The organism is Micromonospora sp. WMMD975 (genome assembly GCF_029581215.1).
GTDB lineage: Bacteria > Actinomycetota > Actinomycetes > Mycobacteriales > Micromonosporaceae > Micromonospora.
On the sequence record NZ_CP120739.1, the window covers coordinates 6,639,523 to 6,665,824 of the forward strand.

Annotated in this window: 24 protein-coding genes and 1 pseudogene; 9 read left to right on the forward strand and 16 right to left on the reverse strand. The window is 71.4% G+C overall.

Going from position 1 to position 26,302, the window contains the following annotated elements:
- Position 1 precedes the first annotated feature (1 nt).
- A complete protein-coding gene (locus O7613_RS29990) occupies positions 2-964 on the forward strand; it encodes a GNAT family N-acetyltransferase (protein ID WP_282291196.1) in 963 nt (320 codons plus the stop codon).
- A 75-nt stretch (positions 965-1,039) separates the two neighbouring features.
- Here O7613_RS29990 and O7613_RS29995 read toward each other — a convergent pair whose 3' ends face one another.
- Positions 1,040-1,495, reverse strand: a complete 456-nt coding sequence (locus O7613_RS29995; protein WP_281584991.1) for a gamma-glutamylcyclotransferase — start codon at positions 1,493-1,495, stop codon at positions 1,040-1,042.
- Positions 1,496-1,721: 226 nt separating this feature from the next.
- Here O7613_RS29995 and O7613_RS30000 point away from each other — a divergent pair, with 226 nt between their 5' ends.
- Complete coding sequence (locus O7613_RS30000; protein WP_281584990.1) at positions 1,722-3,125, forward strand: NAD(P)H-quinone dehydrogenase; 1,404 nt, start codon at positions 1,722-1,724, stop codon at positions 3,123-3,125.
- Positions 3,126-3,203: 78 nt separating this feature from the next.
- On the opposite strand, the pseudogene O7613_RS30005 reads toward O7613_RS30000, so the two are convergent.
- The 4 genes and pseudogenes from O7613_RS30005 to O7613_RS30020 all read right to left on the reverse strand — a co-directional run.
- Positions 3,204-3,710 (reverse strand): annotated as a pseudogene (locus tag O7613_RS30005) (DUF998 domain-containing protein); the annotation flags it as partial.
- Between the two features lie 99 nt (positions 3,711-3,809).
- On the reverse strand, positions 3,810-4,142 hold the full coding sequence (locus O7613_RS30010) for a helix-turn-helix transcriptional regulator (protein WP_282291197.1): 333 nt from the start codon (positions 4,140-4,142) through the stop codon (positions 3,810-3,812).
- Positions 4,143-4,245: 103 nt separating this feature from the next.
- Positions 4,246-4,506, reverse strand: coding sequence for a type II toxin-antitoxin system RelE/ParE family toxin (locus O7613_RS30015; protein WP_282291198.1), 261 nt, complete (start codon positions 4,504-4,506; stop codon positions 4,246-4,248).
- A 71-nt stretch (positions 4,507-4,577) separates the two neighbouring features.
- The gene (locus tag O7613_RS30020; RefSeq protein WP_281584987.1) at positions 4,578-5,402 is read right to left on the reverse strand and encodes a DedA family protein; all 825 of its coding nucleotides are present in this window, start codon (positions 5,400-5,402) and stop codon (positions 4,578-4,580) included.
- Between the two features lie 259 nt (positions 5,403-5,661).
- On the opposite strand from O7613_RS30020, the gene O7613_RS30025 reads away from it, so the two are divergent.
- Together O7613_RS30025 and thrS are read left to right on the forward strand one after the other, a co-directional pair.
- On the forward strand, positions 5,662-5,940 hold the full coding sequence (locus O7613_RS30025) for an excalibur calcium-binding domain-containing protein (protein ID WP_281584986.1): 279 nt from the start codon (positions 5,662-5,664) through the stop codon (positions 5,938-5,940).
- A gap of 207 nt (positions 5,941-6,147) precedes the next feature.
- The gene (gene thrS, locus O7613_RS30030) at positions 6,148-7,365 is read left to right on the forward strand and encodes a threonine--tRNA ligase (protein WP_281584985.1); all 1,218 of its coding nucleotides are present in this window, start codon (positions 6,148-6,150) and stop codon (positions 7,363-7,365) included.
- A gap of 70 nt (positions 7,366-7,435) precedes the next feature.
- Here the strand turns inward: thrS and O7613_RS30035 are convergent, their stop codons facing one another.
- The 5 genes from O7613_RS30035 to O7613_RS30055 all read right to left on the reverse strand — a co-directional run bounded on the left by O7613_RS30035 (position 7,436) and on the right by O7613_RS30055 (position 15,353).
- A complete protein-coding gene (locus O7613_RS30035) occupies positions 7,436-9,496 on the reverse strand; it encodes an ABC transporter ATP-binding protein (RefSeq protein WP_282294651.1) in 2,061 nt (686 codons plus the stop codon).
- A 167-nt stretch (positions 9,497-9,663) separates the two neighbouring features.
- A complete protein-coding gene (locus O7613_RS30040) occupies positions 9,664-11,397 on the reverse strand; it encodes an ABC transporter ATP-binding protein (RefSeq protein WP_282291199.1) in 1,734 nt (577 codons plus the stop codon).
- Positions 11,391-11,924 carry a MarR family transcriptional regulator gene (locus tag O7613_RS30045; RefSeq protein ID WP_282294652.1) on the reverse strand — a complete coding sequence of 178 codons (534 nt, stop codon included), beginning with the start codon at positions 11,922-11,924 and terminating at the stop codon, positions 11,391-11,393. Before O7613_RS30045 ends, O7613_RS30040 begins: the two co-directional genes overlap by 7 nt.
- A gap of 119 nt (positions 11,925-12,043) precedes the next feature.
- Positions 12,044-13,483, reverse strand: a complete 1,440-nt coding sequence (locus tag O7613_RS30050) for a GuaB1 family IMP dehydrogenase-related protein (protein ID WP_281584983.1) — start codon at positions 13,481-13,483, stop codon at positions 12,044-12,046.
- A gap of 118 nt (positions 13,484-13,601) precedes the next feature.
- Entirely contained in the window at positions 13,602-15,353 is a 1,752-nt protein-coding gene (locus O7613_RS30055; protein ID WP_281584982.1) for a biotin carboxylase N-terminal domain-containing protein, read from the reverse strand.
- A gap of 117 nt (positions 15,354-15,470) precedes the next feature.
- Between O7613_RS30055 and O7613_RS30060 the strand changes: the two genes are divergently transcribed.
- The 4 genes from O7613_RS30060 to O7613_RS30075 all read left to right on the forward strand — a co-directional run bounded on the left by O7613_RS30060 (position 15,471) and on the right by O7613_RS30075 (position 19,414).
- Positions 15,471-16,070: a PadR family transcriptional regulator gene (locus O7613_RS30060; protein WP_281584981.1), complete on the forward strand. Its 600-nt coding sequence runs from the start codon at positions 15,471-15,473 to the stop codon at positions 16,068-16,070.
- Positions 16,071-16,165: 95 nt separating this feature from the next.
- A complete protein-coding gene (locus O7613_RS30065) occupies positions 16,166-17,125 on the forward strand; it encodes an ATP-binding cassette domain-containing protein (protein ID WP_281584980.1) in 960 nt (319 codons plus the stop codon).
- 17 nt (positions 17,126-17,142) lie between these two features.
- The gene (locus tag O7613_RS30070) at positions 17,143-17,898 is read left to right on the forward strand and encodes an ABC transporter permease (protein ID WP_282291200.1); all 756 of its coding nucleotides are present in this window, start codon (positions 17,143-17,145) and stop codon (positions 17,896-17,898) included.
- Between the two features lie 115 nt (positions 17,899-18,013).
- Positions 18,014-19,414 (forward strand): MFS transporter, encoded by a 1,401-nt coding sequence (locus tag O7613_RS30075; RefSeq protein ID WP_282291201.1) that lies wholly within the window; start codon positions 18,014-18,016, stop codon positions 19,412-19,414.
- A 127-nt stretch (positions 19,415-19,541) separates the two neighbouring features.
- On the opposite strand, the gene O7613_RS30080 is transcribed toward O7613_RS30075, so the two are convergent.
- The 6 genes from O7613_RS30080 to O7613_RS30105 form a co-directional block, all read right to left on the reverse strand.
- Positions 19,542-20,195 (reverse strand): O-methyltransferase, encoded by a 654-nt coding sequence (locus O7613_RS30080; RefSeq protein WP_282291203.1) that lies wholly within the window; start codon positions 20,193-20,195, stop codon positions 19,542-19,544.
- Positions 20,196-20,204: 9 nt separating this feature from the next.
- Positions 20,205-20,861, reverse strand: coding sequence for a Maf family protein (locus O7613_RS30085; RefSeq protein WP_282291204.1), 657 nt, complete (start codon positions 20,859-20,861; stop codon positions 20,205-20,207).
- 10 nt (positions 20,862-20,871) lie between these two features.
- A complete protein-coding gene (locus tag O7613_RS30090; protein WP_282291205.1) occupies positions 20,872-21,990 on the reverse strand; it encodes a S8 family serine peptidase in 1,119 nt (372 codons plus the stop codon).
- Between the two features lie 20 nt (positions 21,991-22,010).
- Positions 22,011-23,399 (reverse strand): hypothetical protein, encoded by a 1,389-nt coding sequence (locus tag O7613_RS30095; RefSeq protein ID WP_282291206.1) that lies wholly within the window; start codon positions 23,397-23,399, stop codon positions 22,011-22,013.
- Positions 23,396-23,848: a hypothetical protein gene (locus O7613_RS30100; protein WP_281584973.1), complete on the reverse strand. Its 453-nt coding sequence runs from the start codon at positions 23,846-23,848 to the stop codon at positions 23,396-23,398. Before O7613_RS30100 ends, O7613_RS30095 begins: the two co-directional genes overlap by 4 nt.
- A 100-nt stretch (positions 23,849-23,948) precedes the next feature.
- A complete protein-coding gene (locus tag O7613_RS30105; RefSeq protein WP_282291207.1) occupies positions 23,949-24,161 on the reverse strand; it encodes an acyl-CoA carboxylase subunit epsilon in 213 nt (70 codons plus the stop codon).
- 92 nt (positions 24,162-24,253) lie between these two features.
- On the opposite strand from O7613_RS30105, the gene O7613_RS30110 reads away from it, so the two are divergent.
- The gene (locus tag O7613_RS30110) at positions 24,254-26,284 is read left to right on the forward strand and encodes a serine/threonine-protein kinase (protein ID WP_282291208.1); all 2,031 of its coding nucleotides are present in this window, start codon (positions 24,254-24,256) and stop codon (positions 26,282-26,284) included.
- The last annotated feature ends 18 nt before the right edge of the window (positions 26,285-26,302 follow it).

A 26,302-nucleotide genomic window follows, 5' to 3' on the forward strand; every position in this document is an offset into this window, starting at 1 on the left:
CGTGACGTTCCCCGCCGGTTGGACGGCCCGCCGCCCCACCCTCGACGACGTGCCCGCGATCCTGGCGGTGGTGCACGCCGCCGACACGTTCGCCGTGGGCTATCCGGACTTCGACGCCGACGACGTACGGGACGCGCTGACCGCGCCCTTCGTCGACCCGGCCCGGGACTCCTGGCTGGTCACCGACCCGGACGGGACGCCGGTCGCCTGGTCGATCCTGGGCAACCCGAGCGGGGTCGGCCGGGAGTGGGTGGACGTGCTCGTCGACCCGGACCGGGGCGCGCAGTTCCGCGCCCCGCTGCTGGCCCGGCTGCTCGACCGGGTCGCCGAACGGGCCGCCGAACGGGGCGTGCCCGCGCTCACCGCGCGCGCCGGCGTGTACGCCCCGGAGACCCGCTGGGCGGATGAGCTGGTGGCGGCCGGGTTCCAGCGGGTCAAGCGGTACGTCCGGATGAGCCGCTCGCTTGCCGATCTGCCGGCCGAGCCGCCACCCCCGGCCGGGGTGACGGTCCGGCCGCTGCGCCCCGACGACGAGGCCGACCTGCGGCTGTTCCACCGGATCCACGACACCGCGTTCCGGGACACGCTCGACCACGATCCACTCGGCTTCGACCGCTGGCGGGAGCTGCTGCCGTCGTACGGCAAGGTCTGGGACGAGTGGTTCGTGGCCGAGGTCGACGGCGAGCCGGCCGGCGCCCTGCAGTCCTCCGACCAGGCGGTGGAGCAGGACGCCGGCTGGGTCCGGACGCTGTCCGTGCTGCCGGCCCACCGGCGGCGCGGGGTGGGCGCGGCGCTGCTGCGCCGGGCGTTCGCGGTCTACGCGGCGAAGGGCCGCGCCCGCGCCGGGCTGGGCGTCGACCTGGCCAACCCGACCGCGCCGGTCACTCTCTACCGTTCGGTCGGGCTGGTGGAGGAACGCTGGACCGACATGTACGAGCGGAGCGTGCCCGCCCCGCAGGTGTGACCCGGTACCCCCGGGCCGGGGGTCGCCGAGCGGGTGGGCGGCCGACCGGCGCACACTGTCGGGGTGGGAGACGCGCTAGGCGGACGCCGTGCCGGTCGGACGGGACCGCAGCTCGGTGACGTAGTCGTCGGGCGCGCCCGCCTTCTCCGCCGCGTTCGCGATCTCCGACAGGTACCACGACGTCGGCAGGCCGCCCTCGTACCCGTCGAAGACGTAGACCCAGGCCGTCACGTCCCCGTCCAGCGTCGAGACGCGGACGGTCAGCTTGCGGTAGGTCCCGGCGGTCACGCCCTCCAGCTCGTCGAGCTGGGCGGCGTCGTACGGGTGGATGTCGTAGAGCGCCACGAAGACCCGCTCACCCGGGGCCTCGACCACGGTGCTCACCGAGCCCTCCCACCCGATGACGTCCTCGCCCGCGAAGGTCAGCCGCCACCCCTCCAACCAGCCGGTGCCCACCATCGGCGAATGCGGGCAGTAGGCGCGCATGCGAGCGGGATCCAGGTTTGAGCCGTAAGCGGCGTAGAGACGCACGGCGACGACGATAGCCCGGTCTGCCGGTGGGGGAGAATACGACGGTGCGTGTCGGACGCGACGGGGAGAAGAAAGTCACTGTGAAGACGGACGAGAGGATGGCTGTGGTGAGCGCGAGGAGCGCAGCGAAGCGGAGCCCCGCAGTCGTGAACGGAAGGACGGCTGTGGTGAGCGCGAGGAGCGCAGCGAAGCGGAGCCCCGCAGTCGCGAACGGAAGGATGGCTCAGTGAGCCAGATCGTGATCATCGGCGGCGGGCCGGCCGGGTACGAGGCGGCGCTCGTCGCCGCCCAACTGGACGCCGATGTCACAGTGGTCGAGGCGGAGGGCGCGGGCGGCGCCTGCGTGCTCTCCGACTGCGTGCCTTCGAAGACGTTCATCGCCAGCTCGGAGGTGGTCACCAACTATCGGGACACCGAGGAGTTCGGGGTGCACTCCGACGGCCTGGAGGCGGTCACGGTCGACGCCGTGGCGGTGCACGAGCGGGTCAAACGGCTCGCCCTGGCCCAGTCCGCCGACATCCACACCAAGCTGGTCAAGGCCGGGGTGGAGTTCGTCGCCGGCACCGCGCGGCTGGGTGAGGACACGCTCGGTCACACCCACCAGGTGATCGTCACCCCGGCCGACGGCTCGCCCGCGTACCCGATCGGCGCCTCCACCGTGCTCGTCGCCACCGGCGCGACCCCGCGCCAGCTCCCCACCGCGCTGCCCGACGGCGAGCGCATCCTGACCTGGCGGCAGGTCTACGACCTGCCCGAGCTGCCCGAGCACCTGATCGTGGTCGGCTCCGGCGTCACCGGCGCCGAGTTCGCGAGCGCCTACCTGGCCATGGGCGTCAAGGTCACGCTGGTCTCCAGCCGGGACCGGGTGATGCCGCACGAGGACGCCGACGCCGCGATGGCGATCGAGCGGGTGTTCCGCAACAGGGGCATGAGCATCCTCAACAACTCCCGGGCCGAGGCCGTCCGCCGGGTCGGCGACGGCGTGGAGGTGGTGCTCTCCGACGGCCGCCAGGTCGCCGGCTCGCACGCGCTGATCGCGGTCGGCTCGATCCCGAACACCGCCGACCTGGGCCTGGCCGAATACGGCGTCGAGCTGGCCCGGGGCGGTTACGTCACGGTCGACCGGGTCTCCCGGACCAACGTGCCGGGCATCTACGCCGCCGGCGACTGCACCGGCGTGCTGCCGCTGGCGAGCGTCGCCGCCATGCAGGGCCGGATCGCGATGTGGCACGCGCTCGGCGAAGCGGTCCGGCCGCTGCGCCTGCGTACCGTCGCGGCGAACGTCTTCACCGACCCGGAGCTGGCCACGGTCGGCGTGTCGCAGGACGAGGTGGCCGCCGGGAAGACCCCGGCCCGCCAGGTCATGCTGCCGCTGTCCGGCAACGCCCGGGCGAAGATGGACGACCTGGCCGACGGCTTCGTCAAGCTGTTCTGCCGGCCGGCCAGCGGCCAGGTGATCGGCGGCGTGGTGGTGGCGCCGAAGGCCAGCGAGCTGATCCTGCCGATCACCATGGCGGTGGAGAACAACCTCACCGTCAACGAGCTGGCCCAGACCATCACGATCTACCCGAGCCTGTCCGGGTCCATCACCGAGGCCGCCCGCCAGCTCATGCTGCACGAGTTGGAGTGAGCGCGGCCCTCGACCCAGGTGGAGGGCGACGGTGGTCAGGAGCGCGGTCTCGGTGACGATGAGGAGGCGCTCGGCCAGGCCGATCAGGGCGCGGTCACCGGGGTAGGCGCACCAGATCATCGCGGCGGCCAGCAGCAGGCTGGTCAGGGTCAGGGCGCGCAGCCACCGGGCGGGCGGGCCGCTGGGTCGGCGGGCGAGCAGCCAGCCGGCGACCGGCAGGGCCAGGAACGACAGCACCGAGGCGTACCGGTGCACGTAGGCCGCGGTGTCCATGGGCGAGCCCGGGGCGTTCGTGGGCACCACCGCGGCGGCCAGCAGCCCGCCCGACCAGGCCGCCAGCAGCGTGAGGGAGGCCCGGTCCGCGCCGCTGCGGCGCAGGGCCGGCAGGAGTACGACGGTGGCCGCCGCCAGGACCGCCATCGCGGTGTCGATGACGCCGCCCCGGTCGGAGACGGCGAAGTCGCTGACGGTCAGCGACAGGGGACTCAGGTCGTCGTTGACCTCGACGTGACCGATCACGGCGAGCACCGCCGCCAGGGCGATCCCGCCGAGGGCCAGCAGGCCGCTGCTCCGGGCCGAACGCATGGGTCCAGCCTGTCGCCGGAACCGCCCGAGACGGATCCGGGGCGGTCACCCACTTCGATCCCCGGGTCAACCCCTACCGGGGCGGCGGTGGAACGCGCGTCAGGCCACGTCGAGCCGGATGTTTCCGATCCGGGCGACGACATCGAGATGGCCACCCAGCCCGGTCACGTAGGCGCGCAGTATCTCCAGGTTGACGCTCTCTCCGCGCTCGATCTGGCTGATCCGGGCCTGGGACAGGCCCGCCGCTTCCGCCAACTGAGCCTGCGTCATGTCCAACTGCTTACGGATCTCCGCCAACTGCGCGCCGCTGACCGAGGCCAGCATCTGCTCCCTGAGCCGGCCGCGTCGGGCCACCCGATCGGAGTCGTCCCAGGAGGGGTCGACCTCCCGAACCTTCGCCTTGACGTCGCGCCAGTTCGCCCAATCGGTCATGTCCGGTCTTCCTTCGAGCTGATCAAGTGTTCCTGGAACCGCTCATCCGCCAACGGTATGGCGATCCGGTACCAACTCTGCCATTGCCCCGACTTGTCCCCGGCTACAAGGAATACGGCTTCGCGGAAGGGGTCGAACGCAAGATCATGCGAACCTCCGAGGAACCACTCGAACCCGGCCGTAACTCCTTCATATGGTGATAGGCGCTGCCCTTCAGTCGATCGACCAACGGCCGGCCAAGGGCCGGGCCGTGCTTTGCCAGTAGGTCGAGCGCCTCTTCGACGAGTTCGGCCGTGCGCGGATCGCCTATGCACAGGTCGAGGAACCAGGCTTCGACCTCAGGATGCAGTCTGATCTCCCACACCTGACAAATATAAGTAAACCTTATGCGATGTGGTTTGCGGCTCTCCGATGTCCTCCGAAATTCCGCGAACCTCAGTCGACCGGAGTCTCGGCCCGGTCCGACTCCTCGCCGGCTGGGCCGGGCCGCGCGCCGTCCACCGCCGCCAGCATCTGCTTCCGGAGTTGCCGGCGTCGGGCCACCCGCTCGGGATCGTTCCAGGTGGGATCGAGCCGCTGGGCCTTCGCCCCGACGTCGCGCCAGTTGGTTCCACTGTTCATGATCGGTTCTCCTTCGCTGTCGTCACGTGGTCGTGGCGTCGGTGCGGCCGACTGGGCCTGGCGGGTGCCGATCCAGGTCATCGCCCAGCCCGCCGCCGCGAACCCGCCCGCGGCCACGCCGGCGATCAGCAGCAACCGCCACCCGGACCCGGTGAGCGCCGTGCCGCCCAGGTGGCCGACGAGCGCGCCATAACCGGCCCAGCCGACCGCCGCCACCGCCTCGTAGCTCAGGAACAGCCGGTACGGGTAGCGGCTGCGGCCGGCGGAGAAGCAGGCCGCCATCCGGCCGCCGGGCACGAAGCGGCAGAGCAGGATGACCAGCGGCCCGGGCTCGCGCAGCCGGCGGGTGGCCTTGGCGACCGCACGCCGGGCGCGCCCCGGAGTGGCGTGCCCGGTCGCCTTGCGGGTCGGCGTGGTGCGGCCGAGCAGATAGCAGGCCAGATCGCCGACGAAGACGCCGGCCGCGCCGACCGCGATGGTGACCGGCAGGCTGAGCCCGCCGTAGACGGTGAGCGCGCCGCTGGTGATCATGATGACCTGGGTGGGCACCACCGGGACGAAGGCGTCCGCCACCAGCAGGGCCAGCAGCAGCGCGTACGCCCACGCGGGCGACGTGACGTGGGCGATGAGCTCAGCCACGGCCGCCACCCCGCCGGAGTGGGCCGGACGCGGAGCGGGGCGGCGGATCTGTGCGCACCGGCGTACCGTTGGCGGGACGCGGCACCGGCGCCGTCGGGTCCCCCGTTCCCGACGACCGGGCCGCCGCGGGTCGCCGGCAGGTCCCGTGCCGGCGACCCGCACCCACTCTCCGCTGTCGGGCCTGCGACAGCACGCCTCCCCGGATGCGCATCCCAGATACGATCTTGGGCCCTAGCAGCATTCGCGCACAGGAGGCTCCATGGTTTCCACCCTGCTCCGGGGTGTGCTCGCCCTGACCCTGACGATCGGCGGCGGCGTGGCCGTCGCGGTCGGCCCGGCTGAGGCGGCGGCGAAGACATACAAGAACTGCACCGAGCTCAACAAGACCTACAAGCACGGCGTCGGCAAGAAGGGCGCGAAGGACAAGGTGCGCGGCAGCACCAAGCCGGTCACCAACTTCACGGTGTCGAACGCGGTCTACGCGAAGAACACCAAGCACGACCGGGACAAGGACGGCGTCGCCTGCGAGAAGCGCTGACCCGCCGGCCGGAAATGCGGTCGCGCGGTAGGGCCGGCCGGCCGTACCGTCACCGCATGCGCAGCGCGGAGAGGACCACGACGCCGGGTGTTCCCGGCGCGCCGCACTGACGTTTCCGTCGACGAGGCCCCGGGGCGATCCGCTCCGGGGCCTCGCGGCGTTCCGGCACCGCTCGCCTCCGGGTCGTACCCGATCAAGGAGAGCGACATGATCGACCACCGTAGGCTCGGCCGGGACCTGGAGCTGTTCGTCTCCGATCCGCTCGCGGGCGCCGGCCTGCCGATCTGGCTGCCGGCCGGCGCCGCCGCCCGGCACGCCGTCGAGGAGTACGTCCGGGAGCTGGAGCGCCGGGCCGGCTACCGGCACGTCTACTCGCCGCCGCTCGGCAAACGGGAGCTGTTCGAGCGGTCCGGGCATCTCGGCTACTTCGCCGACGACATGTTCCCGCCGATGCGGTTGAGCGCCGACGACGAGTTCGTGCTCCGGCCGGCGCTCTGCCCACACCACGCGCTTGTGTTCGCCGCGCGTGGCCGGTCCTACCGCGAGTTGCCGCTGCGGATCGCCGAGCTGGGCGGAATGTACCGGGCGGAACGCTCCGGGGTGCTCGGCGGCCTGTCCCGGGTTCGCGCCATCTCGCTCAACGACGCGCACAACTTCTGCGCGCTGGAGCAGGTCGGCGACGAGGTCCGGGAGATCCTGCGGCTGATCGGCGAGGCGCACGCCGCGCTCGGCGTCCGGCCGGCCGGGCTCCGGCTGTCCGTGCGCGGGCCTGGGCAACGGTACGTCGGCGACGACGCCGGCTGGGCGCGGGCCGAGGACCTGCTCCGCGCCGCGCTCGACGGGGTGGACGCCGTCGAGGCGCCCGGCGAGGCCGCGTTCTACGGCCCGAAGATCGACGTCCAGATCGTGGACGCCGCCGGTCGGGAGTCGACGATCTCCACCGTGCAGCTCGACTTCGACAAGCCCGAGCGGTTCGACCTGTCGTACACCGACTCGGACGGCCGCCGGAAACGGCCGGTGATGGTGCACCGGAGCCTGGTCGGCAGCATGGAGCGGCTGTTCGCGTACCTGATCGAGGTGCACGAGGGCGCCTTCCCGGCCTGGTACGCCCCGGTGCAGGTGCTGTTGCTCCCGGTCGACGACGCGCAGGCCGACGTCGCCCGGCGGCTGGGTGCGGAGGCGGAGGCGGTCGGGCTGCGGGTCGAGGTCGACTCCGGCGGCTCGCTCGGCGCCCGCATCCGGGACGCGGCCCGGCGCCGGGTCCCGTACGTCGGGGTGGTCGGGGCCCGGGAGGCGGCCGACGGCGCGATCTCGCTGCGCCTGCGCGACGGGCGTCGGCTCGCGCCGATGGCCGCGGACGCCGCGTGGGGCCTCGTCGGGGCCGTGGTCGCCAGCCGCTCGGCCGACCTGCTCCCACCGGCCTGACCCGGTCCCGCCCGGGTGACGGACCGTCACCCGGGCGGGACCCGGTGTCGAGGCTGTCGCGGGGTCCACGTCAGTTCCCGATCGGCGCGCCGGTCGGACGCATCCCCGCCGGCGGGCCCGCCGGCGCCGGCACCTCGTCGGCGAGCACCGCGCCGGTGAACTGCGCCCGGTAGAGCCGGGCGTACGCGCCGTCGGCGGCGACGAGCTGGTCGTGCGTGCCCTGCTCGACGATCCGGCCCCGCTCCATCATCAGGATCAGGTGGGCGTCGCGGATGGTGGAGAGCCGGTGCGCGATGACGAAGCTGGTCCGGTCGGAACGCAGCGCCGCCATGGCGCGCTGGAGCAGCACCTCGGTGCGGGTGTCCACCGAGCTGGTCGCCTCGTCGAGGATCAGCAGCGACGGCTCGGCGAGGAACGCCCGGGCGATGGTGATGAGCTGCTTCTCACCGGCGCTGACGTTGCTGCCCTCCTCGTCGATCACGGTGTCGTAGCCGTCCGGCAGGCTGCGGACGAACCGGTCCACGAAGGTGGCCCGGGCGGCGGCCAGGATCTCCTCCTCGGTGGCGTCCGGCCGCCCGTAGGCGATGTTGTCCCGGATGGTGCCGCCGAAGAGCCAGGTGTCCTGGAGCACCATGCCGATCCGACCACGCAGGTCGTCCCGGCGCATGGTGCTGATGTCCACCCCGTCCAGGGTGATCCGCCCGGCGTCCAGCTCGTAGAACCGCATGACCAGGTTGACCAGGGTGGTCTTGCCGGCGCCGGTGGGGCCGACGATGGCCACCGTGTGACCGGGCTCGGCGACCAGGGACAGGTCGTCGATCAGCGGCTGGTCCGGGTCGTACCGGAAGGAGACGTTTTCGAACTCGACCCGGCCGTGCGGGTCGGCGATCCGGGCCGGCTCGCCCGGGTCGACGCTCTGCTCGTCGGCGTCGAGCACGTCGAAGACCCGCTCGGCCGAGGCCACCCCGGACTGCAACAGGTTGGCCATCGACGCGACCTGCGTCAACGGTTGGGTGAACTGCCGCGAGTACTGGATGAACGCCTGCACGTCGCCGAGGCTCATCGCGCCCGAGGCCACCCGCAGGCCACCGACCACCGCGATCGCCACGTAGCTCAGGTTCCCGATGAAGAACATCGCCGGCATGATGATCCCGGAGACGAACTGGGCGCCGAAGCTCGCCTGGAACAGCTCCTCGTTCTTGGTCCGGAAGGCGGCCTCGACCTCCTTCTGCCGGCCGAACACCTTGACCAGCTCGTGCCCGGTGTACGCCTCCTCGATCTGGGCGTTCAACTCGCCGGTGTGCGTCCACTGGGCGATGAACTTGCGCTGCGACCGCTTCGCGATCTGACCGGTGACGACCACCGACAGCGGGATCGCCACCAGGGCCACCAGGGCCAGCAGCGGCGAGATCCAGAACATCATCCCGAGTACGCCGACGACCGTGAGCAGCGAGGTGAGCAGTTGGCTCAACGTCTGCTGGAGCGTCTGCGCGATGTTGTCGATGTCGTTCGTGACCCGGCTGAGCAGCTCACCGCGCGGCTGCTTGTCGAAGTAGGGCAACGGCAGCCGATTGAGCTTGTCCTCCACGTCGGCGCGCAGGCGCAGCACGGTGCGCTGCACCACCCCGTTGAGCACCCAACCCTGCCCCCAGGTCAGGATGCCGGCGGCGACGTAGAGCGCGACCGCGAGCGCCAACACCCGGCCCAGCCGGGAGAAGTCGATCCCGGCGCCGGGCACCACGTCCATCCGGGCCAGCATGTCGGCGAAGTTGCCGTTGCCCGCGGCCCGGGCCGCGGCCACCGCCGCCTCGGTGCTGGTGCCGGCGGGCAGCTGCCGGCCGATCACCCCGTTGAAGATCAGGTCGGTGGCGTGGCCGAGCACCTTCGGCCCGATCACGCTGAGACCGACGCCGGCCAGGGCGAGCGCCAGTACGCCGGTGAGCTGGATTCGGTGCGGTCGCAGCCGCCCCAGCAGCCGGCGTGCCGACGGCCCGAAGCGCATCGCCTTCTCGGCCGGCATCCCCATGTTCATGTGCGGCGGGCCGCCGCCGGGTCGCCGCCCGGCCGGGGGCAGCCGCTTCGACTCGGCCTTCTGCTGCTGGGGTACGGCCCGCTCGGTGCGTTCGGTCATGCTGTGCTGGCCGGGCATGCCCTCACGGCCCTCGCTGCGCTCGGTGCGTTCGGTCATGCTGTGCTGGCCGGGCATGCCCTCACGGCCCTCGCTGCGCTCGGTGCGTTCGGTCATGCTGTGCTGGCCGGGCATGCCCTCACGGCCCTCGCTGCGCTCGGTGCGTTCGGTCATGCTGCCACCCCCGCGGTCTGCTGGGACGCCACGATCTCGGCGTACGTCGGGCAGTTCTCCAGCAGTTCGTCGTGTCGTCCCATTCCGACGACGCCCCCGTCCTCGAGCACGATGATCTGGTCGGCGTCGACGATCGTGGAGACCCGCTGGGCCACGATCACCACCGCCGCGTCCGCGGTGACCGGCTTGAGGGCGGCCCGCAGCCGGGCGTCCGTGCCGAGGTCGAGCGCGGAGAAGGAGTCGTCGAAGAGATAGATCTCCGGTTTGCGTACCAGCGCGCGGGCGATGGCCAGGCGTTGCCGCTGGCCGCCGGAGACGTTCGTGCCGCCCTGCGCGATCGGCGCGTTCAGGCCGCCGGGCATCTCGGTCACGAAGTCACGCGCCTGGGCGATCTCCAGGGCCGCCCACAGATCCGCGTCGGTGGCCTCCGGGTTGCCGTAGCGCAGGTTGCTCGCCACCGTGCCGCTGAACAGGTACGGCCGTTGCGGCACCAACCCGATCCGCCGCCACAGCTCGTCCGGGGCCAGTTCCCGCACGTCCACGCCGTCGACCAGGACCGCGCCGGCGGTCGGGTCGACCAGCCGGGGGATCAGCGTGAGCAGCGTGGTCTTGCCGGCGCCGGTGGAGCCGATGATCGCCGTGGTCCGGCCGGGCTGCGCCCGGAACGAGATGTCGTGCAGCACCGGGGCGGTCGCGCCCGGGTACTGGAAGCCGGCGCCGCGCAGCTCCAGCTCGCCGTGGCCGGACACCTCGGTCACCGGGTCCGCCGCCGGCACCACCGACGAGTCGGTGTCCAGCACCTCGGAGATGCGTTCGGCGCAGACCGCGGCGCGGGGCACCATCATCAGCATGAAGGTGGCCATCATGACCGCCATCAGGATCTGCATCAGATAGGCCAGGAACGCGGTGAGCGCGCCGATCTGGATCTCACCGGAGTCGACCCGGGACGCGCCGAACCAGAGCACCGCGACGCTTGACACGTTGAGCACCAGCATCACGATCGGGAAGATCAGCGCCTGGAGTCGGCCGATGCGCAGCGCGGTCGCGGTCAGCTCGGTGTTGGCCACCCGGAAGCGGTCGGTCTCGTACGGCTCGCGGACGAAGGCCCGGACCACCCGGATGCCGGTGATCTGCTCGCGCAGCACCCGGTTGACGGTGTCGATCCGGGTCTGCATGAGTCGGAACCCGGGCACCATCCGGCGGATGATCAGGCCCAACGCCACGGCCAGCACCGGCACGCAGACGAGCATCAGCCAGGACAGCCCGACGTCCTCGCGCAGCGCCATCACCACGCCGCCGATGCTCATGATCGGCGCGGCCACCAGCATGGTGCAGCTCAGCAGCACCAGCATCTGCACCTGCTGGACGTCGTTCGTGTTGCGGGTGATCAGGGACGGGGCGCCGAACCGGGCGACCTCGCGGGCGGAGAAGCGGTTGACGTGCCCGAAGATGGCGCCCCGGACGTCCCGGCCGAAGCCCATCGCGGTCCTGGCGCCGAGGTAGACCGCGGCGATCGAGCAGGCGATCTGGACCAGGCTGACGAGCAGCATCCATCCGCCCGTACGCAGGATTTCGTCGGTGTCGCCGCGGGCGACGCCGCGGTCGATGATGTCGGCGTTCAGGCTTGGTAGGTAGAGCGACGCCATGGTGCCGACGAACTGGAACGCCACCACGGCGGCCAGTGGTCGGCGGTATGGGCGTAGGTAGGTGCGGAGCAGGCGGATCAGCACGGACGTCTCCCCGTTGGCGACTCGGTGTCGGACTCGCTGTCGGACTCGCTGTCCCGGTTCAACCGACGGAGGTCCCCGTCGGACATGCCGGTGATGATTTCGGTGAGGAACTCGCGGATCACCGCGCGCTTGGCCGGGTCGGCGTCGACCGACGTGAGCGGGCGGTCGCTGTGGATCATGTCGATGATCGAGCGGGCGTGCTCGTGCCCCTTGTCGGTGAGCGTGAGCTGGACGGTGCGGCGGTCCTCGGGGCCGCGCCGCCGGGCGACGAACCCGTCGCGTTCCAGGGTGTCGACGATGCCGGTGAGGGTGGCCGGCCGGACGAAGCACAGCTCCGCCATGTCGCGGTGGGTGATGTCGCCGGAGCGCAGCAGGATCATCAGCACGCGCATGCCGGCGGAGGTGAGGCCGTGGTGCTCGGCCAGGTAGCGCCCCCAGTGCTGCTCGACGACGTGGCCGGCGATGGAGATGAGCCGGCCGAGCGGCGCGTGTTGCAGCGCATCGGGGAAGCGGACGAGCGGACCCATGTTCACGGGAGCCAGATTAGCCCCCAAACCATCAGGCCCCAAACTAATTTAAGGAGGGGGCCCCGGTTAACGCCTCCGGTAGAGGCGGGGGCCCTTCTTAACGCCTGACGCTCACCAGCTCACCAACTCGTCGGCAGCGGCATGCCCTCGGTGTAGCCCGCCGTGCTCTGCACGCCGACAAGTGCCCGCTCGTGAAACTCGTCCAGGCTGCGCGCCCCCGCGTAGGTGAACGCGCTGCGCACCCCGGACACGATCTCGTCGATCAGATCCTCCACGCCCGGCCGGTTCGGGTCGAGATACATCCGGGCGGTCGAGATGCCCTCCTCGAAGATCGCCTTCCGGGCCCGGTCGAACATGCTGTCCTCGGCGGTCCGCGCGCTCACCGCCCGGGACGAGGCCATACCGAAGCTCTCCTTGTAGCGCCGGCCGTCGGCATCGGTGTAGAGATCGCCGGGGGACTCGTAGGTGCCGGCGAACCAGGAACCGATCATCACGTTCGAGGCGCCGGCGGCCAGTGCCAGCGCCACGTCCCGCGGGTGGCGTACGCCGCCGTCGGCCCAGACGTGCCGGCCCAGCGAGCGGGCCGCCGCCGCGCAGTCGAGCACCGCGGAGAACTGCGGGCGGCCCACCCCGGTCATCATCCGGGTGGTGCACATGGCACCCGGGCCCACGCCCACCTTGACGATGTCGGCACCGGCCTCGACCAGGTCGCGTACCCCGTCGGCGGTGACCACGTTGCCGGCCGCGACCGGGACGGCCGGGTCGAGCTTGCGGACCGTCCGCAGCGCCTGCATCATCCGCTCCTGGTGCCCGTGCGCGGTGTCCACGACGAGCGTGTCCACGCCTGCCTCCAGCAGCGCGGCGGCCTTGCCGGTGACGTCGCCGTTGATGCCCACCGCCGCCGCGACGCGTAGCCGGCCCCGGTCGTCCACCGCCGGCGTGTAGAGCGTCGCGCGCAGCGCGCCCGCGCGGGTCAGCACGCCGATCAGGCGGCCGTCGGCGTCCACCACCGGAGCGAGCCGCCGCCGGCCCGCCGAGAGCCGCTCGAATCCGGTACGCGGGTCCGCGTCCGCCGGCACGGTGTGCAGTTCGGTGGACATCACGTGCCGGAGTTGGGCGAAGCGGTCCACTCCCACGGTGTCCGCCTCGGTCACCACGCCCATCGGCCGACCGCCCTCGTCGACCACGATCACCGCGCCGTGCGCCCGCTTGGGCAGCAGGTGGATGGCGTCGCCGACGGTGTCGGTCGGGCCGAGCGTGATCGCCGTGTCGTGCACCAGGTGCCGCTGCTTGACCCACCCGACGACGTTCGCGACGACCTCGATCGGGATGTCCTGCGGGATCACCGCGACGGCGCCCCGCCGGGCGACGGTCTCGGCCATCCGCCGGCCGGCGACGGCGGTCATGTTCGCCACCACCAGGGGAACTGTGGTGCCGGTGCCGTCGCCGGAGGACAGGTCGACGTCGAGCCGGGAGCCCACCTCGGAACGGTTGGGCGCCATGAAGACGTCGTTGTAGGTCAGGTCGTGCGCGGGGACCGCGCCATGAAGGAACCGCACCCGGCCATCATTCCCGCTCCGGGCGTTCCCCGCCGCCGCTGGTGGCCCAGACCACCCGCCGCCCGGGTGTTAAGAAGGGGCCCCGCCTCTACCGGAGGCGTTAAGCGGGGGCCCCTCCTTAACCCTCGATGGTGCAGATGGGGGCGCCTGCGGTGATGGCGGCGCCGACCTCGGCGGCCAGCCCGCTCACCGTGCCGGCCTTGTGCGCGTGCAGCGGCTGCTCCATCTTCATCGCCTCCAGCACCACGACCAGGTCGCCCTCGGCGACCGTGTCACCGTCGGCCACGGCGATCTTCACGATCGTGCCCTGCATCGGGGAAGCGAGCGTGTCCCCGCTGACAGTGGCGCCCGCCTTGCCACCACCACGGCGGGTCGGCTTGCGCGCGGCGGGCACGACTGCCGCCGTACCCGCGCCGAGGCCGGCCGGGAGGACGACCTCCAGCCGCTTGCCGCCCACCTCGACCACGACGGTCTCGCGCTCGGCCGCGCCCTCGGCGGCGTCGGCGACGGCGGTGAAGGCCGGGACGGTGTTGTCGAACTCGGTCTCGATCCACCTGGTGTGCACGGTGAACGGCTCGCTCGTGAATGCCGCGTCGCGGACCACCAGGCGGTGGAAGGGCAGCGCGGTGGCCATGCCCTCGACCACCATCTCGTCGAGTGCCCGGCGGGCCCGCTCCAGCGCCTCGGCACGGGTCTCGCCGACGATGATCACCTTGGCGAGCAGCGAGTCGAAGTTGCCGCCGACCACGTCGCCCGCGGAGATGCCGGCGTCCACCCGGACGCCGGGGCCGGTGGGCAGCCGCAGCGCGGTGACGGTGCCGGGGGCGGGCAGGAAGTTGCGGCCCGGGTCCTCGCCGTTGATGCGGAATTCGATGGCGTGGCCGCGCGGCGTCGGGTCCTCGGTGCGGCGCAGCTTCTCGCCGTCGGCGATGCGGAACTGCTCGCGGACCAGGTCGATGCCGGCGGTCTCCTCGGTCACCGGGTGCTCGACCTGGAGCCGGGTGTTCACTTCCAGGAAGGAGATGGTGCCGTCCCCGCCGACCAGGTATTCGACCGTGCCGGCGCCGTGGTAGCCGGCCTCCCGGCAGATCGCCTTGGCGCTGTCGTGGATCTGGGCGCGCTGGGCGTCGGTGAGGAACGGCGCGGGCGCCTCCTCGACGAGCTTCTGGTGCCGGCGCTGGAGCGAGCAGTCCCGGGTGCCGACGACGATGACGTTGCCGTGCTTGTCGGCGAGCACCTGTGCCTCGACGTGGCGGGGCTGGTCGAGGTAGCGCTCGACGAAGCACTCGCCCCGGCCGAACGCGGCGACCGCCTCGCGGGTGGCCGACTCGAACAGGTGGGGGATCTCTTCCATGGTGCGGGCCACCTTGAGGCCCCGGCCGCCGCCGCCGAACGCCGCCTTGATGGCGACCGGCAGGCCGTGCTCGGTGGCGAACGCGGTCACCTCGTCGGCGCCGGCCACCGGGTCGGACGTGCCGGGCACGAGCGGCGCGCCGGCACGCTGGGCGATGTGCCGGGCGGTCACCTTGTCGCCCAGGTCGCGGATGGCCTGCGGGGTGGGACCGATCCAGGTCAGGCCGGCGTCGATGACGGCCTGGGCGAAGTCGGCGTTCTCGGAGAGGAAGCCGTAGCCGGGGTGCACCGCGTCCGCGCCGGCCCGTGCGGCGACGTCGATCAGCTTGTCGATCCGCAGGTAGCTGTCCGCGGCGGTGTCACCACCGAGGGCGTACGCCTCGTCGGCGAGCGTGGCGTGCAGGGCGTTCCGGTCGGAGTCCGCGTAGACGGCGACGCTTGCCAACTCGGCGTCACGGCAGGCGCGGATGACGCGGACGGCGATCTCGCCGCGGTTGGCGATGAGAACCTTGCGCACCTTGGGGCTCCTCCCGGGAGGTCGATTTCGGGAGTGTAGCCCCGGGCCAGGGCGGCCTAACGATCGCTCAGTGTGGGATGTCGCACTGTAGTCAAGTTTGGTTATTACGCTTATCCGATGTCGGCGACGCGGATGATGATCCTGGGGCTGGTCCGGTGGATGCAGCCGGTGCACGGTTACGACGTACGCCGTGAGCTGCTGAGTTGGAGCGCGGACAAGTGGGCCAACGTGCAACCCGGTTCGATCTATCACGCGCTGCGCAAGCTCACTGACGAGGGGCTGCTGCGGACGGTCTCGGTCGAGCAGGTGGGCGCCCGTCCGGCCCGCACCACGTACGAGGTGACGCCGAAGGGCGAGGACGAGTTCGAGACGCTGCTGCGGGCCCAGTGGTGGCAGGTCCACGAGTCGCCGGACCCGTTCGCGGCGGCGTTCTCGTTCCTGCCGGCGATGCCGCGCGAGGAGGCCGCGGCGGCGTTGCGTAACCGGGCCAACCTGTTGCGGGCCGGCGTCGAGTCGATGCGTGCGTCACTTGACTCGGACTGGGTACGCGCCCGCAAGCCGGTGCACGTGGGCTGGATGTTCGAGCTGTGGTTGGCCCGGGCGGAGGCGGAGATGGCCTGGTGCGTGCGGATCGCGGAGCGGATCGAGTCGGGGGTGTCGTATCTGCCCGCCGGGATGGAGCGCGGGGAGGGATGGACCGGCGAAGACACGAAATAATCAACGTTGACCAGAGGAGCTATATCGCGTTAGCCTCGACGCGAATCGCTTATCGGTGGCCGCGCGACGCCGGCCCGGGAGGACCAGGAGCAGAGATGATCGAGACCAGGGGGCTGCGGAAGTCGTTCCGCTCCCGCGCGGGTCGCGAGAAGAAGACCGTCGACGCGGTCCGCGGCGTCAACCTCGACGTCGCCGAGGGGGAGATCTTCGGCTTCCTCGGACCCAACGGCGCCGGCAAGACCACCACCCTGCGGATGCTCGCCACCCTCATCGAGCCGGACGGCGGCCAGGCCACCGTCGCCGGCGCCGACCTGCTCCGGGACCCGGCCGGGGTGCGCCGGCGGATCGGCTACGTGCCGCAGGGCGGCAGCACCTGGGACGACTCCAGCGCCCGCGAGGAGTTGATGCTCCAGGCCCGCCTCTACGGCATCTCCAAGGCCGAGGCGCAACGGCGGGCCACCCGCGCGCTCGATGCCTTCCAGCTCAGCGAGTACGCCGACCGCAAGTGCAAGACCTACTCGGGCGGTCAGCGCCGGCGGGTCGAGATCGCGCTCGGCATCATCCACGAGCCGAGGATCGTCTTCCTGGACGAGCCGACCACCGGCCTCGACCCGCAGAGCCGCGCGCACATGTGGGACGAGATCCGCCGGCTCCGCACCGAGGGCATGACCGTCTTCATCACCACGCACTACCTGGACGAGGCCGACGCGCTCTGCGACCGGATCGCGATCATGGACCATGGCGAGGTGGTCACGGAGGGCACCCCGACCGAGCTGAAGCGCGAGATCTCCGGCGAGGTGCTTGTCGTCGGCCTGGACGCGGCGACCACGCCCCGGGCCGCCGAGCTGCTCGACGCCGAGGCGTACGTGACGAAGCTGGAGACCGTCGACGAGGGCGGGCTGCGCCTCTACGTCGACGAGGGCGCCGTCGCCATCCCGCTGGTGCTGCGTCGCCTCGACCACGCCGGGCTGGAGCTGCGCTCGATCGAGCTGCACCGCCCCAGCCTCGACGACGTCTTCCTCACCAAGACCGGCCGCTCGCTGCGCGAGTCCTGACCCCGGGAGAACCTGTCATGAAACTCGCCCGCGACACCTGGTTGATCTTCCAGCGTCAAGTCCAGCTGCTGCTGCGCAACCCGGTCTGGCTCTTCGTCGGCGTCTTCCAGCCGGTGATGTACCTGCTGCTCTTCGCCCCGCTGCTCAAGCCGGCGCTGAACGCGCCCACGCAGGCCGCCGCGTACAAGATCTTCGTACCGGGCCTGTTGGTGCTGCTGGCCATCTTCGGCGGCCTGTTCCAGGGCTTCGGCCTGATCGCCGAGCTGCGTGCCGGGGTGATCGAACGCTCCCGGGTCACCCCGGTCAGCCGGCTCGCGCTGCTGCTCGGCCGTTCCCTGCGCGACGTGGTCTCGCTCGTCGCCCAGGCCGTCATCATCACCGTGCTGGCGCTCCTGTTCGACCTGCGTGTCTTCATCGGCTACCTGCTCCTGGCGTACCTGATGCTCGCCCTCATCGCGCTCATGACCTCGGCCGTCTCCTACGGCGTCGCCCTCAAGGTCAAGAGCGAGGACGCGCTCGCCCCGCTGATGAACACCATCGCGCAGCCGGTGCTGCTGCTCTCCGGCATCCTGCTGCCGCTCACCTACGCTCCCGGCTGGCTTCAGGGTGTGGCCAAGTGGAACCCGTTCTCCTGGGCGGTCGACGGCACCCGCGCGCTCTTCGACGGCGACCTCGGCAACGACCACGTCTGGCAGGGGCTCGGCATCATCACGGTGCTCGCCGTCGCCGGCGTCCTCTGGGCCGCCCGCCAGTTCGCTCGCAGCGTGAGATGAAAGGCGGGGCCCCCGCTTAACGCATTCGGTAGAGGAAGGGGCCCCGCTTAACACCCCACGAGAGCTGCCTCTCACTCACGGCGGGACGCCGGCCGGCGCCAGTAGCGTCGGGCCGGTGCCCCGCCTCACCCGTGACCGGACCACCTGGCTGACCTACGCCCAACTCGGCCTGTGGGGCTTCTTCCTCTACGGGTTCGGTCCCGTCGTACCCCTGCTCCGCGACGAACAGGGCACCAGCGCCGCGGTGGCCGGCCTGCACAGCACCGGCATCGCGGTCGGCGCCCTGGCCGGCGGCGCGCTCTTCGCCCCGGTCGCCCGCCGCCTCGGGCGCGGCCCGGCCGTCTGGCTCGGCCTCGCCGGCGTGGCCGCCGGCGTCACCGCCCTCGGCCTGCTCCGCCCGCTGCCCGCCACCATCGCCGCCGTCGCGGTCGTCGCCACCTTCGGCATGATGGTGATCAGCGGCGTCAACGTGGTGCTCACCGCCCGGCACGGTCCCGCCGCCCCCGCCGCGCTCACCGAGGCCAACGCCGCCTGCGCCGGCATGGGCATCCTGGCGCCGCTGACCATCGGCGCCACCGTCGACGCCGGCCTCGGCTGGCGGCCGATGATGGCCGTCGAGGTCGGCCTGATCACGCTTGTCGCGCTCGCCGCCCTGACTTTTCGGGTACGCCTACCGAAGCGCGCCCCCGCTGCCGCGGCTACCGCCCGCCCCGCCGGGGCCACGCCTGCCGTCTCCGTCCCGGACGGTCCGGCGGCCGTGCCCGCGCCCGCCGGTCCGGCGGCCGTGCCCGCGCCCGCCGCTCCGGCGGTCTTACCTGCGCTCGCCGGTCCGGGCACCGTCGTGGTGTCGACCGACTCCGACATCGCCCGACCGGCCGCCGGGCAGGGCGAGGTCGTGGACGGCTCGCGTTCGACCGGAACGGGAACCGCTCACGGTTCGGGACGGCTGCCGCGGGCGTACTGGATCGCCTGGGTGTTGATGTCGTTCACCGGATCGATCGAGGTCTGCCTGTCGCTGTGGACCGCCGACGTGCTCCGGACCCACGCCGGGCTGAGTGCCGGCGGGGCGTCGGCCGCGGTAGCGGCGATCGTCTGCGGCATGTTCGTCGGCCGGGCCCTCGGCGGTCGGGTCGCGCTGCGCTGGCCACCGGTGCCGCTGCTGCTCGGCGCGCTCGCCGTCTCGCTCACCGGGTTCACGCTGTTCTGGGCCAGCCCGGTCGGCTGGCTCGCGGTCACCGGCCTGGTCGTGCTCGGCCTGGGCAACGCGCTGCACTATCCCCTGGCCATCTCGATCGCGCTCGCCGTCGCCGGCCCGGCTGCCGATCGGGCGGCGGGCTGGTCGTCGTACTCGATGGCGGTGGGTTTCGGGATCGCGCCGGTCGTGCTCGGCCGGGTGGCGGACGGCGTCGGACCGCATCTTGCCTTCCTGCTGCTGCCCGCCTTCATCGCGGTGGCCGCGCTGCTGGCCGTACGCCTCGGCCGCGCCCTGCGCCCGCCTTCTCCTGCCCCCGTTTGACCGGTTCCCGGACCGTTTGATCCACGCCATCTCGGCGAGGTGGCGGGGTCGGGCCGTTTGATCCACTCCGTTTCGGCGAGGTGGCGGGGTCCGGCGGGCTGGCATGCCGCCATCTCGGCGAACTGGCTCAGCGGACGCGGGCGAGGGTGACCCCGTCGGCGATCGGCAGCATGACGGCCTCGACGCGGGTGTCCGCGACGACCGCGTCGTTGAAAGCGGCGATCGCCCGGTCGTCCGCGTTGCCCGGAGCGAGCACCCGCCCGCCCCGGAGCGTGTTGTCGACCGCGATCACCGCGTCCGGACGCATCCGGGGCACCAGCTCATCCCAGTAGACCGGATATCCGGCCTTGTCCGCGTCGATGAACGCGAAGTCGAGGTGACGCTCCCTCGGCAGCGCACGCAGCGTGTCAGCGGCCGGCCCGATGCGCAGCTCGATCCGGTCCTGGACGCCCGCCCGGGCCCAGTACCGCCGGGCCACCCCGGTGTACTCCTCGGAGATGTCGAAGCAGGTCAGCCGGCCGCCCTCGGCCAACCCGCGAGCGATCGCCAGCGAGGACAGCCCGGTGAACGTGCCCACCTCCACCGCCTGCCGCACCCCGAGCAGCCGGGTCAGGAACGTCAGGAACGCCGCCTGTTCCGGCGCCACCTGCATGCCCGCCTCGGCCGGCAGCGCTGCCCGGGTCTCCTCGACCAGATCTCGCACGATCTCGTCGGGGGCGGACCCGTGGGCCACCAGGTAGGCGTGCAGTTCCGGGGTCAGCGGCAACGGCTTCGTGGTCATGCCTGGACGTTAGCCGAGATGCTCGATCTCCTGGCCCCCCGGCGCGACCTTCGTCCACAGATCGATCAGGCGCAGGTCCAACTCGCCGAGAAGCCTCCGCAGCAGCGGCAGCGAGAGCCCTACCACCGTGCCCGAATCACCCTCGATGCCGGTGAGGAACGCGCCGCCCAGCCCATCGATGGTGAACGCCCCGGCCACCGCCAGCGGCTCGCCGGTCGCCACGTACGCGGCGATCTCCTCGTCACTGATGTCGGCGAAGTGCACCGTGGTCGAGGCGACGGCCTCCGCACGGGACCCGCGCGCCACATCGATCAGGCAGTGCCCGGTGTGCAGCACACCGCTGCGCCCACGCATCCGCTGCCACCGCCGGGTCGCATCCGCCGCGTCGTCCGGTTTGCCCAGAATCTCACCGTCGAACGCCAGCACCGAGTCGCAGCCGAGCACCAAGGTGTGCTCGCCCGGATCGGGACGCAGCCGCCCGAGCACGGCCTGCGCCTTCAGCCGGGCCAGCTCGAGACACAGATCCTCGGCCCGGTCACTGACCACCTGCGACTCGTCGACACCGCTGACCAGCACGTCCGGCTCGATCCCGGCGGCCTGGAGGAGCTTGCGGCGGGCGGGACTCTGCGAGGCGAGCACGAGGCGCAACGGCACGGAGGTCGACACCCCGCCGACGCTACCGGCTGATCCTCGGCGGCGGGTCCCCGGCACGTCGACGTCGCCGCCAGATCAGATAGCCGCCGCCGGCGGCCAGCAGCACCCCGAGGGTCACGAGGCCCCGGACCGTGCCGTCGTCACGGCCATTGCCGGTCCGGGCTTCGGTCGAGGCCGGGGCCGTCACCCCGGTGGATTCAAAACCGAGCGGGGGTACGTCGGCAGTGAGCGCGGCGACCAGATCGATGACTCCGTAGCCGTACTGGTCGTCGCGGCCCGGCGGTCCCTTGTCGATGGCGGTGGCGGTGAGCCGGTGTGCGACCTCTTCGGCGGGGAGGTCGGGATATTTGGATCGGATGAGCGCGGCGGCCCCAGCCACGATCGCAGTGGCATCGGAGGTGCCGGTGCCGACTCGGTAACCTCCGTTCAGTCCTGTGCTGTAGATGTCGACGGCCGGTGCAACGACGTCGATCTCTGGTCCCGTAACCGAGATGGCGGCGTGATTCCCGTTTCGGTCGATTCCGCCTACGGCGATGACGCCCGGTTCTCTTCCGGGGTACTCCACAGTAGTGGAGCTTGTGGTGTTGCCGGCTGCTGCTATAACTACGATATCTGCCTGTAAGGCAAGCTTGATCGCCTGTTGGAGGCGACCGTCCGCGGCTGCGGCGGCCGAAATGCTCAAGACGTCAGCGCCGTTTGCTATTGCGAACTCGATGCCAGACGCCAGATCCGCGGTGTCGCCGGCTCGGTTCTCGATTTTCCCTCTGATAGGGAGCACCTTAGCCTCCGGCGCGATGCCGAACACACCGAGCTGATGAGGTCCGCCGTCTGCAACGATAAGGCCAGCCATTGAAGTCCCATGGCCATCTGTATCATGCTGCCCATCGCTAGGCTGCGGGCTCGTTAGGTCAACGCCTGTAAGAAGATTCCGTCGGATGTCGGGATGAGGTGCGACCCCTGTGTCTGGCACTGCGATTACCACCCCTGTGCCTCTGGAAATAGTTTGTGCCTTCGCTGCATTGAGAAATCCCAGGTGCCACTGCAATCCTGCAGGCTTCTCAATCGTCAGATGAAGTGGTGTTGACGAGTTCGACGGCGGAAGGGTGGCTAGGGCTATTTGCGCGAGGGCGAACGGCACCATAGTCGAAGCAGTCGCCCGCCTCACCTATCGAACCCTATTGCGGGACCAGGATCGATTGGACCCTTGTCCTCGGGCGGGCGAACTATGGGCGGGACTCCCTGTTCAGTCTCCCAGGGTTGATCTGCATCCCAGAGCCGGTATTGGTCCGACTTGCCGGGCTGGAATGGCCGACCATTGCCGTCCACTCCGCTTGCGGCGGGCTTTGGAGCACCACCGAAAGGCGGAGCACCCTGCATTCCGCCGATCTGCGAAGACCTTCCCGCCCCGGGCCGTGATCCCGCAGCGCCGGCCGGTGCTGTGCCGGCTCCGCCACCGCCGATCACGCCGCCGACAGGGTTAATGCGGCGTTGTGGCACTGAGGGTCCGGGCTGGTTGGCGCCCATGCCTGGAACACCGCCGATCATTCCGTTCATAGGGGAGGCGCGGATCGGCGTTGTTCCGCGGCTCGCGCCATCGGCGCTGACCGCTGGGGGCTTACTAACGTTCGTTGGTCCGCCGATTCGGTCGGGCGATGGTCCACGAGCTGAAGCATTCGGCAAGCTCGGCATGAATGCCGAGCCGCTAAATCCCGATTGAGGGACATGTTGACTAGCAGGCGGAATCGGGGTCAGGTTCGAGTTGGGCGGCGCTGGCAGTTGGACTGCTGCTGTGCCACCGAGAATTGGACCCACCCCGTGTGCCGTTGGTGGGGAAGAGGAAACGACCCCTGCTCCTAGAGAGAGGGCTCCATCGTTCTTAATTGGCATTGGCAGGGGAGTCGGCACGATAGGCGGAATGACAGGAACGCCTGGGGCGTCCGCCGGGGCTGCGGTGCCCTCATCGCGGCCTGGCCACGTTCTTGTTGGAGGCTGGCGAAGCATGACCTGGGCCTGCTGGAGTTCTCCGCTCAACCCCGTCATCAACCCGCGCGCCCGTACGTTCAACTGCTCCAGGTCGTCGTCCGTCACCGGGGGCCGTTCCGGTAGTCGGCTGCCTGCCACCGCCTTCGGGTCGGCGAGGATCGCCTCGTACGCCCGCTTCTGCTGCAACTTGGTCGCGTACTCGTCGTGGAGCGGTTGCAGTTGGGTGCGGGCGCTGCCGATGGCGCGGGCGGCGGCGGCCAGCGCGTCGTAGTTCGCGGCGGCGGCGTCGTGGGTGTGTTGGACGCGTTCGATGAGCTGGTCGAGTTCGCCGACGTACGCCCGGGCGGCGGCGTTAGTCTCGGGTGGCCACGCCTCGGCGAGCCCGCGTCGGTATTCCCGCAGCCGGCCGAGGTGGGCGAGCGCGAGGTCGCAGACCTTGCGCCAGCCGGCGACCTGCTTCCACTGGCCGGTGGTGTCCTGGTCGTGCAGGCACGCCCACATGCTCAGCACGTCCATCAGCCGCCAGTCGGTGAGCCCGGAGGTGCGTCCGCTGCCCCGTTCGATCACGGCAGGACCACCCGGCCCTGGTCGGGGCCGGTGGGGTCGGCAAGTGGCGGGGTGGGGCGTACGACGGTGGTGGGGGGTGCGGCGAGTGCCCGTTCGACGTCGGCGACCCGGGCGGAGGAGAAGGCGTCCGCGTCGTCGTAGTGGGCGGCGATCCGGCCGGCGGCGTCGGCCAGCCGGCCGGTGGCGGGGGCCAGGTCCCACACGGCGCTGACGGCCGCTTTCTGCGTCTCGTGGTGGGCCTGCATGAACTGGACCAGCTCGATGAAGGCGTCGGCCGGGTTGGGCACCGTGGCTTTCATGTCGTCGGCGATGTAGGACAGGTGGGGCGCGTAGTTGCGGGTGACCTCGTCCTGGAGCCGGTCGGCGAACTCCCTCATCTGGCGGATGTCGGCCTCGATGCCGCCGTAGTCACGCAGCCAGCCGCCTGGCCGGTTGTCCTCCGGGATCATCGGACCTCCCTGCCCGTCACCGTACGGTTTCCCAGAGTGAGGTTAATGGCTCCACTCGGATCCCGGCAGCCCCGACAGGGCTCCGTACGCGGGGAAGGTTTCAGCGGGGAAGGCCGGCGGCGCGCCACGCGCCGGGACCGGCGGCGGGCGTCGCGCCGACCGGGCGGGCGCTGCGCGTCCAGTGCGACACCGCGACGGGCGCGGCGACTGCGACCGGCCGGGTACGCACCATGATCGCGCCGACCAGAGCGGCCAGCTCCTCGGCGGTGGGCACCCCACGGACGATCCGGAACATCGGCTCTTCGGCAGACATGGACCCAAGGGTACGCGTCGTGAAGTCGACCTTCGGCAGACAGTGGCGTGCCGGCGGTGTGTGCGTCAGGGTGGCCGGGTACCGTTTCTGCGATGTCGAACGCACTTCCCCAACTCGTCGCTGACCGGTATCGGCTTCTCACGCCGCTCGGTCAGGGCGGCATGGGCCGCGTCTGGAAGGCGCGGGACGAGGTGCTGCACCGGGATGTCGCCATCAAGGAGCTGGTCCCGCCGCCCGGTCTGACCCCGGACGAGCGTCGCGAGATGCGGGAGCGCTCGCTGCGTGAGGCGCGGGCCATCGCCCGGCTCAACAACGTCAACGTGGTCCGCATCTTCGACGTGCTGCGCACCGACGGCGACCCGTGGATCGTCATGGAGTACGTCGCGTCGAAGTCGTTGCAGGACACGATCGCCGAGGACGGCCCGGTGTCGGTGGCCAAGGCGGTCGAGATCGGCCTCGGCGTGCTTGGCGCGTTGAAGGCCGCGCACAAGGCCGGCATCATGCACCGCGACGTCAAGCCGGGCAACGTGCTGCTCGGCGAGGACGGTCGGGTGGTGCTCACCGACTTCGGCCTGGCGACCATTCCGGGTGACCCGAACGTGACCCGCACCGGCATGGTGCTCGGCTCGCCGGCCTACATCTCGCCCGAGCGGGCGCGGGACGGCACGGCCGGGCCGGAGGCCGACCTGTGGTCGCTCGGCGCGACGCTCTACGCCGCCGTGGAGGGCAAGTCGCCGTACGCTCGCCCGTCGGCGATCGCCACGCTCGCCGCGCTCGCCACCGAGCCGATGCCGCCGCCGCGCAACGCGGGGCCGCTCAAGCCGGTGCTCCAGGGGCTGCTGCGCAAGGATCCGGACGAGCGGATCACCGCCGAGGTGGCGGAGCGCATGCTGCGCAAGGTCGGTGGTCGGCGGGGGGTCAAAGGCATCTCGCTGCTTGACGGCGTACGCCGGCCGGGGCCGAACGGTCCGCGCGTGCCGCGCCCGCCGCTGGTGCCGGCGCCGCGCCCGGCCGACGACCAGGTCGAGCGCGCGGCCACCTCGGCGTCCGGGGTCGCCGCGGCCGGGGGTGTGGCCGCCGCCGACCCGACGGCGAAGGTGCCGGCGCCCACCTCGGACGCCGGCCCGACCGCGAAGGTGAGCCCGCCGGTCGCCGAGCCGACGACGAAACTCGACGCGGACCGGCAGGCCGACGCGAGCCGGCAGGTCGACGAGACGCGGGTGGGCGGCGTCGATCCGGCGCTCGACGAGACCCGGCTCGACGGTGAGCCGGTGGCCGCCGCCCCTGCCCAGCGCTCGGCCCCGGTCAGCCCGGCCCCGGTCAGTCCGGCCTCGGGTGACTCCGTTCCGGTCAGCCCGGCGCCGGTCAGCCCGGCGCCGACGACCGGCCGGGCGACGGTGCTGCCGGGGGTCAAGGCGCCGAACCGGCGGAACCTGCTGATCGGCGCGCTCGCCCTGGTGCTGCTTGTCGGCCTGGCGGTGGCCGTGCCGCTGCTCAACAACGGCGACGACGACGGTGACGGCGGCAAGCCGTCGGCCGGTTCCTCGGTGGCGTCGGCCGTCCCACCCACAGCCAGCGACAGCGCATCGCCGAGCGCCAGTGCCAGCGCGTCCCCGAGCAGTTCGTCGCCCAGCGCGACGCCGTCGGCGAGCCCGTCGGCGTCGGCCTTCGCCCTGCCGACCGGTTGGCGCTACTACACCGGCTCGAACGGCTTCAAGGTGCCGATCCCGAACGGCTGGCAGGCCCGGCCCGGCAACAACCAGGTCGTGCTCTACGAGGTCGGCGGCGCCAAGCGGGTCCTGTTCATGCAGTGGACGTCCAAGCCGGAGAAGGACGCGTACGCCGACTGGAAGAGCAAGGAGTCGTCCCGGCACAACTACGTGAGCAACTACGAGTTGGTGGGCATCACGCGCTGCAACGGCTACTACCGCACCTGCGCCGACTGGGACTGGCTGGAGACGCGCAACGACGGCACCCGCTTTCACGTGCGTAACCGCGGCGTGGCGACGGCAAGCAACCGGGGGTACGCGCTGCGTTGGGAGGTGCCGGCGAAGGACTGGGAGGCAAACCTCGGTGCCTTCGACGTCATCACCAGGGGCTTCGTGCCGGACCGGGAGAACTGACGCCCGGTAATCCCGCCG

Coding starts and splice junctions, on each gene's coding strand:
- O7613_RS30010 (WP_282291197.1), bottom strand. CDS start 4,142: ATGACCGATTGGGCGAACTGGCGCGACGTCAAGGCGAAGGTTCGGGAG.
- O7613_RS30025 (WP_281584986.1), top strand. CDS start 5,662: ATGGTTTCCACCCTGCTCCGGGGTGTGCTCGCCCTGACCCTGACGATC.
- thrS (WP_281584985.1), top strand. CDS start 6,148: ATGATCGACCACCGTAGGCTCGGCCGGGACCTGGAGCTGTTCGTCTCC.
- O7613_RS30035 (WP_282294651.1), bottom strand. CDS start 9,496: ATGACCGAACGCACCGAGCGGGCCGTACCCCAGCAGCAGAAGGCCGAG.
- O7613_RS30045 (WP_282294652.1), bottom strand. CDS start 11,924: ATGGGTCCGCTCGTCCGCTTCCCCGATGCGCTGCAACACGCGCCGCTC.
- O7613_RS30060 (WP_281584981.1), top strand. CDS start 15,471: ATGTCGGCGACGCGGATGATGATCCTGGGGCTGGTCCGGTGGATGCAG.
- O7613_RS30065 (WP_281584980.1), top strand. CDS start 16,166: ATGATCGAGACCAGGGGGCTGCGGAAGTCGTTCCGCTCCCGCGCGGGT.
- O7613_RS30070 (WP_282291200.1), top strand. CDS start 17,143: ATGAAACTCGCCCGCGACACCTGGTTGATCTTCCAGCGTCAAGTCCAG.
- O7613_RS30080 (WP_282291203.1), bottom strand. CDS start 20,195: ATGACCACGAAGCCGTTGCCGCTGACCCCGGAACTGCACGCCTACCTG.
- O7613_RS30090 (WP_282291205.1), bottom strand. CDS start 21,990: ATGGTGCCGTTCGCCCTCGCGCAAATAGCCCTAGCCACCCTTCCGCCG.
- O7613_RS30100 (WP_281584973.1), bottom strand. CDS start 23,848: ATGATCCCGGAGGACAACCGGCCAGGCGGCTGGCTGCGTGACTACGGC.
- O7613_RS30105 (WP_282291207.1), bottom strand. CDS start 24,161: ATGTCTGCCGAAGAGCCGATGTTCCGGATCGTCCGTGGGGTGCCCACC.
- O7613_RS30110 (WP_282291208.1), top strand. CDS start 24,254: ATGTCGAACGCACTTCCCCAACTCGTCGCTGACCGGTATCGGCTTCTC.